Raw genomic sequence first — 8,914 nt, forward strand, 5'->3', positions numbered from 1 at the left:
CCCCTGCTGCTGCAGCTGACGCCACGCATCGGTGGGGTGGATGCCGCGCCTGATGGCGTCGTTCTCGATGAGCAGGCCGAGGAGCATCGATGTCAGATAGGCGGAGTCGTCGGCGCGACGCGTTCCGCATCGGAGTTGCATCCAATGTGAGCTGTCTCGGCGCTTGGCCGCTTCGGCCATGTCGAGAACGGACTTGAACAGCTGGTCCTCGCTCATCGCGTGGCCAGTTGTTCGGCCCGGCGGGCATCGCGGGCGAGAGCGCGGTCGCGTGATTCCTCGAAACGCGCTGCCTTGACTTGCAGGTCCTCCAGGAACTTGGCCAGGTCGTCCAGGTACCGTTCACCGGCGGGCCCGAAATCGTTACGGGTGAACAACTCCCACTTGCGGACCACGGGCATGACGACATCGTCGAGGTGCTGCCGCAGATCGTAGATGCCACCCTTCGCGATCAGGACGGCGTTGCGCCGGAAGTTGTGCATGCCGGCTCCGGGCATCTGGAAGTTGGTCACCACCTTGTGAATCGCGGCGATCGCCTGGTCCGGCGCCACATCGAGGGCAGCCCCGACGATATTGCGATAGAACATCATGTGCAGGTTCTCGTCGGCCGCGACCCGGGCAAGCATCTTGTCCGCCACCGGATCTCCGCACGCCTTCCCGGTGTTTCGGTGCGAGACCCGGGTTGCCAATTCCTGGAAGGACACGTACGACACCGAATCCAGCATGCTTCCGCCGCCGGGATTGAAACCTCGCGTCATGTGGTCCATTCGCGCGTTCTCGAGGGCCACCGGGTCGACTCCACGGGTCACGACGAGATAGTCGCGCATCACGACCGAGTGCTTGTTCTCCTCTGCCGTCCAGCGTCCCACCCAGGTGCCCCAGGCGCCGTCGAGTGAGAAGTGCTGGGCGATCTCGCGGTGGTAGGACGGCAGATTGTCCTCCGTCAACAGATTGGTGATCATCGCAGCTTTGGCGGTCTCGCTGAGCTGTGACTGCTCGGGATCCCAGTCCTCACCGCCGAGAGCCGCGAAGTTACGCCCGTCGTCCCACGGCACATAGTCGTGGGGATGCCAGTCCTTGGCCATCGACAGGTGTCGGTTGACGTTTTCCTCGGCAACTTCCTCGAGTTCGTGCAGTAGTTCGCGGTCGGTGAGTACGCGGGTCACAATGGTGCTCCGTTTCTGTTGTGTCAGTGGCCGATTCGAAGGATTAATTGTGGATGTCCCGGCAAGTTCAGTCGCTGGGCCAGTTGCTGTGCCGAATCGTCGACACGCAGCGGGTAGGAGAGGATCGAGGCACTCAGCCTTGCGTCGACCGCGGTCAGCCACGCCCGCTCCACGGCGATTCCCGTGCGCAGGAGATCGATGGACTCCTGTGTGTCCGAGGTGAACACGAGAACGGTTTCGCGCTCGATGGCTCCCGTCAGGCGCGCCGCGTCGGGCACCCCGCGCGTCACCAGGCTGTGCGTGGTGTCGACCGCCTCGTGGCCGCCGTCGGGCAGCCAGTGGGACGTCCACGGGAAGAGCTCGCGCTGGTGGCGCGGATCGTGACGAACCAGATCCGCCGAATACAGGAGGATGTCCGAGAGGGCGGGCGCCTCGTCGGACGCGAGCAGCCGGATGTGGACGCCCTCGAACCGGGCAGCCGAGACGATGTCGGCGATCGTGGCCGCCGGGATCGGAATGTCGGCGAACGCCTCACGATGGCTGCGCCGCCGGGCCATGGCGGAGAAGAGCTCCAGCTCGGTGCTCGACGCCGGAGCCATTCCGACCGCCCGGATGGTCGCAACCAGTTCGGGACGGCGGGGATCGGGCAGGAGATCCGTCTCGATCCGCCGGCCGAGGGCGCGGAGCGCAAGTTCCACGTTCGCGACGCAGGTTCCGCAGGAGATCACGCGATCGGCGCGGGCGCTGTCGGTGAACCCCGTACGCTCGTGGATCTCCACCTGATTGGCCCCGAGCCGCAGATCCCACGGTTGCGTGTCGTGGACCGACGGTGCCGAGACGATGGCGCGGGAGACCACCTCGATGTCGCCGAGCGACCAGCTGTCCATCGCGACCTCCCTGTCTGATGCGGGTGTCCACCCGTGACTCGAGCATTCCGTCGGCGGCGACGTCGCCGCTTGAGTCGAAGGTCCCGAATGTGCCGGGATAGGTCCCGCTCTCCCGGGTACGCATGTGAGGACGGTACGGTTCGAGTAGATGATGCTGGAGGTAAGCGCATGACCACGCGGGTGTTCCTTGTCGACGACCATGAGATCGTGCGACGCGGCCTGGTCGATCTACTCGGTAGCGTCCCGGACCTCGAGGTGGTCGGGGAGGCCGCATCGGTGGGGGAGGCCATGGCCCGGGTTCCGGGCAGCGGCGCCGACGTCGCCGTCCTGGACGTGCGGTTGCCCGACGGCAACGGTGTGGAACTGTGCCGGGACCTCCGGTCCGCCGTACCCGGGCTGCGCTGCCTGATGCTGACCTCGTACTCCGACGACGAAGCGTTGTTCGACGCCATCATGGCCGGCGCATCCGGCTTCGTTCTCAAGCAGATCCTCGGCACCGACCTCGTCGCGGCAGTCCGCACCGTGGGGGAGGGCGGTTCGCTGCTGGACAGCCGGACGACGTCCGCGCTGATGAACCGCCTCCGGTCCGAACGACGCGAGGACCCACTGGCAGAACTGTCCGAGCAGGAACGCGCCGTATTCGATTTGATCGGTGAAGGGCTCACCAACCGCGAGATCGCCGAACGGCTCTTCCTGGCGGAGAAGACGATCAAGAACTACGTGTCCCGGTTGCTGTCCAAACTCGGAATGCAGCGCCGCACCCAGGCTGCCGTCCTCGCCACCGAACTGCGCAAGCAACGCTGAGGCCGGACGCGTTCCGGTTCAGTGGCGAGGTAGCGGGACACGCCAGGTGACCGCAGTTCCCTTGTCCGTGGTGTCGATGGCGCAGATGCCACCGCAGTGTTCGGCCCGCAGGTCCAGATTGTTCAGGCCGCTGCCCCGGGGCCCTTCGGCGATGCCGATCCCGTCGTCCGAGACGACGATGGTGAATTCGTCGCCGGCGATCACCGAGATGTCGATCGTTTTCGCGCGCGCATGGCGCAGTGCGTTGCTCAGCGCCTCGCGGAGAACCGCCTCGGCGTGCTGGTGGACACGAGCGGGAACGAGTGTGTCGATGGCGCCGGAGAACTGGACGTTCGGGACGAGGGGAGACTGCGCTGTGAGGTCGCCGATCACATCGAGAAGCCGGCGCCGGAGACTGCTTGCGGAGGCGGCGCCGGTGGCTTGGAGATCGAATATCGTGGTGCGGATCTCACGCACCGTGCGGTCGAGCTGCTCCACCGCGGTGTCGATGATGGACCGCACGTTGTCGGGCACGTCCCCGACCGCGTTGGTGCTCTGCAGGCTCATTCCCGTGGCGAAGAGGCGTTGAATGACGTTGTCGTGCAGGTCGCGCGCGATCCTGTCCCGATCGGCGAGCACCGACAGAAGTCGCTGCTTACCCTGCTGTTCTGCGAACTCCACGGCCACCGCGGCGAGGTCCGCCACCGATTCGAGCCGGACCACCTCATGCGGATCCCAGGGCGCGTTTCCGCGCGCGGTGACCACGAGGACACCGCCCACTCCCGACACCGTCGACAGCGGCAGCACTGCCGCCCGGCCGGCCTCGGCGGAGAACGGGGAGAAACCGTCCAGTCCGGTGAGCAGGGCAGGAGAGCGCGTGCGCTGAACGTCGATGAGGGGTGCCTCCTGCGTGGCGCGGCGGAGAGCGTCGGGTAGCGGCCGCACGGTGGTGTCCCGCACGGTGGTGTCGGTGCCGAGCACGGCGCCGTCGCCGCGTGTGAGCACGATGAATACCTCTTCGCCACCGGACAGCTCACGCACCTGACCGGCGAGAGTGTGCAGGGTGTCGTCGAGGGATCCACCGACCAGCAGCCGGGACGTGATCGTGCCGAGGGCGGACAGCCACCGTTCCCGGGTTCGCGATTCCTCGAAGAGCCGCGCGTTGTCGATGGCCACACCGGCCGACGTGGCGAGAGCCCGCAAGATCACCTCGTCCTCGTCGGTGAACTCGGATCCGCCGACCTTCTCGGTGAGGTAGATGCTGCCGAAGACCGTGCCCCGCATCATGATGGGGACGCCGAGGAAGCTCTTCATCGGCGGATGGTTGGGCGGGAAGCCGATCGATGCGGGGTGTTCGGCGAGGTCGGCGAGACGCACGGGACGGGGATCGTTGATCAACAACCCGAGCAGACCCCGACCCTCGGGGAGGTGAGCCATGTGGGCCCGCTCGTCCTTGGTGATACCCACGTAGACGAATTCCGACAGACCACCGTCGGGTGCGCGCACACCGAGGGCGCCGTAGCGGGCGTCGAGCAGTGACGTGGCCGCATCGACGATGCGCTGCAGAGTGGAATCGAGTTCGAGCCCCGATCCGACGACGAGGACGGCCTCGAAGAGTCGTTGCATACTCTGCCGTGTGGGCACCACATCGGCGAGCTTTTCCCGGACCTCGCTGATCCTCGCCGCGTTCTCGTCCGGACCGTCCACCATGTGTGCAGCATAGGTGCCGCACGCGGTAACGCCGGGAGCGGTGGTGTCGATAACTGCGCCGAGTGAGTGTTTACTCAGTCGAAGTAATTCACCATCACTACAGGGAGGCTAATTTATGAATCGACGGCATTTCGGACAACGAATCGTGGCCGGTTTCGCGGCAGCTGCGGCCGCGACCATGATGTTCACCGGGGTAGCTTCGGCGGAGCCTGCCGATTCTGCGCCCACGATCGGTGCCCCCGCGATCGATACCACGAGCGCGATCGCCAAGCTGCGCACGGTTGCCGCCGGCAACGCCGAAGCCGAGGCCGCGATCGAGCGTCTCGCTGCGTCGCCGACCGATGTCGCGCTCAGCGACGTCGCACTGCCGGGCCAGATCTTCCAGATTCCGGCCTACTCCGACACCGGCCAGGGCGGTCCCGTCCTCGGACAGCTCTACGGCGCCGGTGTGGCCACCAATATGAACAACGAGTTCCGCTTCGGTTTCTTCGGCGGACCGGGCGTCATCGCCAACGATCAGGCAGGCGCTCAGCTCGATGTCGTGTACTACAGCTTCGCCACCGGAGCCAGTGGCATCGTGAAGCTCGACAAGAACAATATTGCTGTTCCGACCGTCATCTCCACTCCGCCGATCCCCGGACTGGGCAGTGGCCTGGTAGTGGCAGCCGTGTACGGCTCGCTCAACCATCAGGTCGGCGACAAGGTCGTCAAGAGCACCATCTGGTGGCCCACTCTGGGTACCGTGCTCGCCTGACAGTTGGAGTAGCTGACGGTGGCAGGTGCGGCTATTGCCGCGCCTGCCACGTTGTCGTTCTCTCGAATATCAGGGTCCGCCACAGATGCACCACCATGACGACGATGGCCAGGCACCACACGGCGAACGCGCAGAACAGTTCGGCACTCCCGACGATACCGACCAGCGGAAGTTGGTCCGCCTTTCCCAGCGAGATGCCCGCCACCGCGTACATCCCGAGAGGGAAGACGATGCTCCACAACGTGGCGTCGTAGGTCAATGGCACCCGATGGACGACGTGCCGCCACCACCCGGCTGCGATGAGGGGCGGGATCAACCAGGTGGCGAAGGCCCAGAACACGACGGCGAGGCCGGCGACGAGACCACGGGCGGCGCGACCGACCGGCGCGTCGTCCATCTCCACGATGCGCGCCCCGGCGAGCACGGTGATCGCGCAGGCGCCCATCGCCACCCAATAGGTGGCGGTGAGGTCCTTCGGGCGTAGGGCGTAGAGCATCATGCGGGCTGCCACGAAGATTCCCGCAGCGGAGTACAGGAACAATCCGACCGACCAGGAGAACACGGCGACGAGCGCCAGAAACGGGCGCGCATTGTCGTACACGGGCTCGAGGGTTGCCGCTGCGACAGCCACCGACTGGCTGGCGACCACCCAGTTGAACCAGGTGCCGTTGGCTCGGGCCACCACCGGGCGTTCGGTGGTGCCCAGCACGGCAGTCCACGGCACGATGTAGCCGAGCACGAGCCAGGTGACCGCAGCGACCGTGAACAGCACCGCCGTGACGACGTGATGACCGTCCATCGCGAGTCGCACGCCGAGCACATCGGTGCCCGCGATGAACGTGAAGAACCCGAAGCCGCGACCGGCGTCGGTGAGATCGTCGATCACCGCCCCGCGGTACGCGATGATCCGCCAGACCGTGAGGACGACCAGAGCCACGTAGGTGGTCACGCACACCGCCAGCAGCATGCTCGACAGCAGCCCGAACCCGGCCAGCCGCATCCCCACCGAGATGATGCCGCTCGCCATGACGATCGCGAAATAGCCGGGATTGAGGCTCCGGACTGATCCTCGGAGTCGAGCGGTCACACCGTTGAGCACGAAGTGACGGTACCCCCGGTCCTGCGACCGTCACATGGCGACGGTGAGCAGGAACGCCACGTCCTCGATCGCTTCGACGCTGTGCCGATCCCCGGGAAGCACCAGGAAGTCTCCGGTGGACCCCTTCCACGAATCGTCTCCGCACACCAGGTTCAGCTTGCCGTTCAGGATGAAGAGAGTCGCTTCGCCGGGGCTCTCGTGTTCTGCCATCTTCTGTCCCGCGGCGAGGGCGACGACGGTCTGGCGGAGGCTGCGCTGGTGGCCACCGTAGACGGTCTGCGAACTGCGCCCGCTGGACGTCCCCCCGGCCAATTTCAGTTGCTGACGTGCAAGGGCGGTCAGAGACTTCTTGTCCATGAGGTGAGTATGGCGCACTCGGCGCACGGTCACCCGTCGAATGGGGTAACGCTGCGAGGGCGAAGCGGTGAGCAGAAAATCAGCGCGTGTACGTGATCCAGCGGTACCGGGTGCCGTTCTTCGCGGACGTGAGCCAGTCGCCGGTTTCTTCGACATGCCACGCGTCGTCGATCGCCGGTGCCCACGTGTCGCCGTCGACATCCAGGTCGATCTCGGTGACGATCAGCCGGGTGGCGAACGGCATCGCGGCGGAGTAGATCTGGGCGCCGCCGACGACGCAGACGTCCTCGTCGGAGAGCCCGAGTGCCTGCTCGACTCCGCCGACCCTGTCGGCGCCGTCCGCGGTCCAGTCGGACTGCCGGGTGACCACGATGTTGCGCCGCCCGGAGAACGGGCGGAATCGCGGCGGAATCGAATCCCATGTCCGGCGGCCCATGATCACCGGATGCCCCATGGTGACCTCCTTGAAGTACGCCATGTCCTCGGGCACGTGCCACGGAATGGTGTTGTCCCGGCCGATGACACCGCCGTTCGCCTGGGCCCAGACGAGGCTGACGTGCCGGCCCACTAGACCGCCACCGGCGCCTTGATCGCGGGATGGTGCTGATAGCCGACGATCTCCACGTCATCGAAGGTGTAGTCGAAGAGGGAGTCGCGCTTGGTCAGCTTCAACGTGGGGTAAGGGAACGGTTCGCGGCTCAGTTGCTCGGTGACCTGCTCCACGTGGTTGTCGTAGATGTGGCAGTCGCCGCCGGTCCAGATGAACTCACCGACCTCGAGGCCCGTCTGCTGCGCGACCATGTGCGTGAGCAGCGCGTAGCTCGCGATGTTGAACGGAACGCCCAGGAACAGGTCGGCGCTGCGCTGATACAGCTGGCACGACAGCTTGCCGCCGGCCACATAGAACTGGAAGAACGCATGGCACGGTGCCAGCGCCATCTGCGGGATGTCGCCGACGTTCCAGGCCGAAACGATGATGCGACGCGAATCCGGGTCGGTCTTCAGCGTCTCGATGGTCTGACTGATCTGGTCGATGTGCTCACCCGACGGCGTCGGCCAGCTGCGCCACTGGACGCCGTAGACGGGTCCGAGCTCACCGTCAGCGTCGGCCCACTCGTCCCAGATGGTGACACCGTTGTCCCGGAGCCACTTCACGTTGGAGTCGCCGCGCAGGAACCACAACAGCTCGTAGACGATCGACTTGAGATGCACCTTCTTGGTGGTGACCAGTGGAAAGCCATCGGCAAGGTTCCAGCGCATCTGGTGCCCGAAAAGGCTGCGCGTCCCCGTCCCGGTACGGTCGGCCTTCGCGGTGCCGGTCTCCATCACCAGTCGGAGCAGGTCTTCGTACGGGGTCGGCACAGTCACCCGCACCACTTTACTAGGCTGCCCGGATGCGGAAACTCTTCGTGATCGGCATCGGTGCGGGCCACCCCGACCAGGTGACGCTGCAGGCCGTGAAGGCCATGAACCAGGTCGACGTGTTCTTCGTCATCGGCAAGGGCGATGAGAAGCAGGATCTCGTCGACCTTCGCACCGCCATCCTCGAGGAGCACGTCACACGCCCGTACCGGGTTGTCGACATCGTCGATCCGCCGCGTGACCGGACGCCGTCCGACTACCAGGGTGTGGTGGACGACTGGCACGAGCGCCGGGCATCGTTGTTCGAGTCGGAGTTCGCGGCCGAACCGGGAGTCGGCGCCATCCTCGTGTGGGGCGATCCGTCTCTCTACGACAGCACACTGCGGATCGTCGAACGAGTCCTCGCTCGCGGCAACGTCGCGTTCGACTACTCCGTGATTCCCGGCGTCACCAGCGTGCAGTCGCTGGCGGCCCAGCATCGGCTGGTGCTCAACCGGATCGGTGAACCCATCCACATCACCACCGGACGAAAACTCGCCGAGGGCCTGCCCGACGGTGTCGACAACGCCGTCGTGATGCTCGACGCCCACTGCACTTTCACCCAGGTGCCCGGCGACGACGTCCAGATCTGGTGGGGCGCCTACCTCGGGACCCCCGACGAGGTACTGATCTCCGGCAACTTGCGCGAGGTGGAAGGTGACATTCAGCGGGTGCGATCCGAACTGCGCGAACGCAAAGGCTGGATCATGGACACCTACCTCCTGCGACGATGACCGCGCCGCGCTGCGAAGATGAACGC

General features: G+C 65.8%; 11 protein-coding genes. 3 read left to right on the forward strand and 8 right to left on the reverse strand.

Features of this window, described 5'->3' with window-relative positions:
- The 3 genes from WAW17_RS12275 to WAW17_RS12285 form a co-directional block, all read right to left on the reverse strand.
- Window positions 1–216 (reverse strand): hypothetical protein (locus tag WAW17_RS12275; protein ID WP_422333249.1); only part of this gene is annotated, 216 nt, incomplete at its 3' end.
- Window positions 213–1,163: an acyl-ACP desaturase gene (locus WAW17_RS12280; protein WP_422333250.1), complete on the reverse strand. Its 951-nt coding sequence runs from the start codon at window positions 1,161–1,163 to the stop codon at window positions 213–215. The genes WAW17_RS12280 and WAW17_RS12275, both read right to left, overlap by 4 nt.
- A 23-nt stretch (window positions 1,164–1,186) precedes the next feature.
- Complete coding sequence (locus tag WAW17_RS12285) at window positions 1,187–2,050, reverse strand: nitroreductase family protein (protein WP_422333251.1); 864 nt, start codon at window positions 2,048–2,050, stop codon at window positions 1,187–1,189.
- Between the two features lie 168 nt (window positions 2,051–2,218).
- Here WAW17_RS12285 and WAW17_RS12290 point away from each other — a divergent pair, with 168 nt between their 5' ends.
- Window positions 2,219–2,854, forward strand: a complete 636-nt coding sequence (locus tag WAW17_RS12290) for a response regulator transcription factor (RefSeq protein WP_422333252.1) — start codon at window positions 2,219–2,221, stop codon at window positions 2,852–2,854.
- An 18-nt stretch (window positions 2,855–2,872) separates the two neighbouring features.
- Here the strand turns inward: WAW17_RS12290 and WAW17_RS12295 are convergent, their stop codons facing one another.
- Window positions 2,873–4,543, reverse strand: coding sequence for a GAF domain-containing sensor histidine kinase (locus WAW17_RS12295; protein ID WP_422333253.1), 1,671 nt, complete (start codon window positions 4,541–4,543; stop codon window positions 2,873–2,875).
- A 115-nt stretch (window positions 4,544–4,658) separates the two neighbouring features.
- Here WAW17_RS12295 and WAW17_RS12300 point away from each other — a divergent pair, with 115 nt between their 5' ends.
- Window positions 4,659–5,297, forward strand: a complete 639-nt coding sequence (locus tag WAW17_RS12300; protein WP_422333254.1) for a Tat pathway signal protein — start codon at window positions 4,659–4,661, stop codon at window positions 5,295–5,297.
- A gap of 31 nt (window positions 5,298–5,328) precedes the next feature.
- On the opposite strand, the gene WAW17_RS12305 is transcribed toward WAW17_RS12300, so the two are convergent.
- The 4 genes from WAW17_RS12305 to WAW17_RS12320 all read right to left on the reverse strand — a co-directional run bounded on the left by WAW17_RS12305 (window position 5,329) and on the right by WAW17_RS12320 (window position 8,121).
- The gene (locus tag WAW17_RS12305; protein WP_422333255.1) at window positions 5,329–6,396 is read right to left on the reverse strand and encodes a tellurite resistance/C4-dicarboxylate transporter family protein; all 1,068 of its coding nucleotides are present in this window, start codon (window positions 6,394–6,396) and stop codon (window positions 5,329–5,331) included.
- Between the two features lie 30 nt (window positions 6,397–6,426).
- Complete coding sequence (locus WAW17_RS12310) at window positions 6,427–6,753, reverse strand: cupin domain-containing protein (protein ID WP_422333256.1); 327 nt, start codon at window positions 6,751–6,753, stop codon at window positions 6,427–6,429.
- A 79-nt stretch (window positions 6,754–6,832) separates the two neighbouring features.
- A complete protein-coding gene (locus WAW17_RS12315) occupies window positions 6,833–7,321 on the reverse strand; it encodes a dihydrofolate reductase (protein WP_422333257.1) in 489 nt (162 codons plus the stop codon).
- Window positions 7,321–8,121, reverse strand: coding sequence for a thymidylate synthase (locus WAW17_RS12320; protein WP_422333258.1), 801 nt, complete (start codon window positions 8,119–8,121; stop codon window positions 7,321–7,323). The genes WAW17_RS12315 and WAW17_RS12320 overlap by 1 nt, the downstream gene beginning before the upstream one ends.
- 26 nt (window positions 8,122–8,147) lie before the next feature.
- On the opposite strand from WAW17_RS12320, the gene cobF reads away from it, so the two are divergent.
- A complete protein-coding gene (gene cobF, locus WAW17_RS12325; protein ID WP_422333259.1) occupies window positions 8,148–8,888 on the forward strand; it encodes a precorrin-6A synthase (deacetylating) in 741 nt (246 codons plus the stop codon).
- The last annotated feature ends 26 nt before the right edge of the window (window positions 8,889–8,914 follow it).

The organism is Rhodococcus sp. (in: high G+C Gram-positive bacteria), from assembly GCF_049286785.1.
In the GTDB taxonomy this organism is placed as follows: domain Bacteria; phylum Actinomycetota; class Actinomycetes; order Mycobacteriales; family Mycobacteriaceae; genus Rhodococcus_F.

What these genes read in the sequence shown, in the direction of transcription:
- WAW17_RS12290 (WP_422333252.1), top strand. Translation starts at nt 2,219, where the DNA reads ATGACCACGCGGGTGTTCCTTGTCGACGACCATGAGATCGTGCGACGC.
- WAW17_RS12310 (WP_422333256.1), bottom strand. Translation starts at nt 6,753, where the DNA reads ATGGACAAGAAGTCTCTGACCGCCCTTGCACGTCAGCAACTGAAATTG.
- cobF (WP_422333259.1), top strand. Translation starts at nt 8,148, where the DNA reads ATGCGGAAACTCTTCGTGATCGGCATCGGTGCGGGCCACCCCGACCAG.
- WAW17_RS12300 (WP_422333254.1), top strand. Translation starts at nt 4,659, where the DNA reads ATGAATCGACGGCATTTCGGACAACGAATCGTGGCCGGTTTCGCGGCA.
- WAW17_RS12285 (WP_422333251.1), bottom strand. Translation starts at nt 2,050, where the DNA reads ATGGACAGCTGGTCGCTCGGCGACATCGAGGTGGTCTCCCGCGCCATC.
- WAW17_RS12295 (WP_422333253.1), bottom strand. Translation starts at nt 4,543, where the DNA reads ATGGTGGACGGTCCGGACGAGAACGCGGCGAGGATCAGCGAGGTCCGG.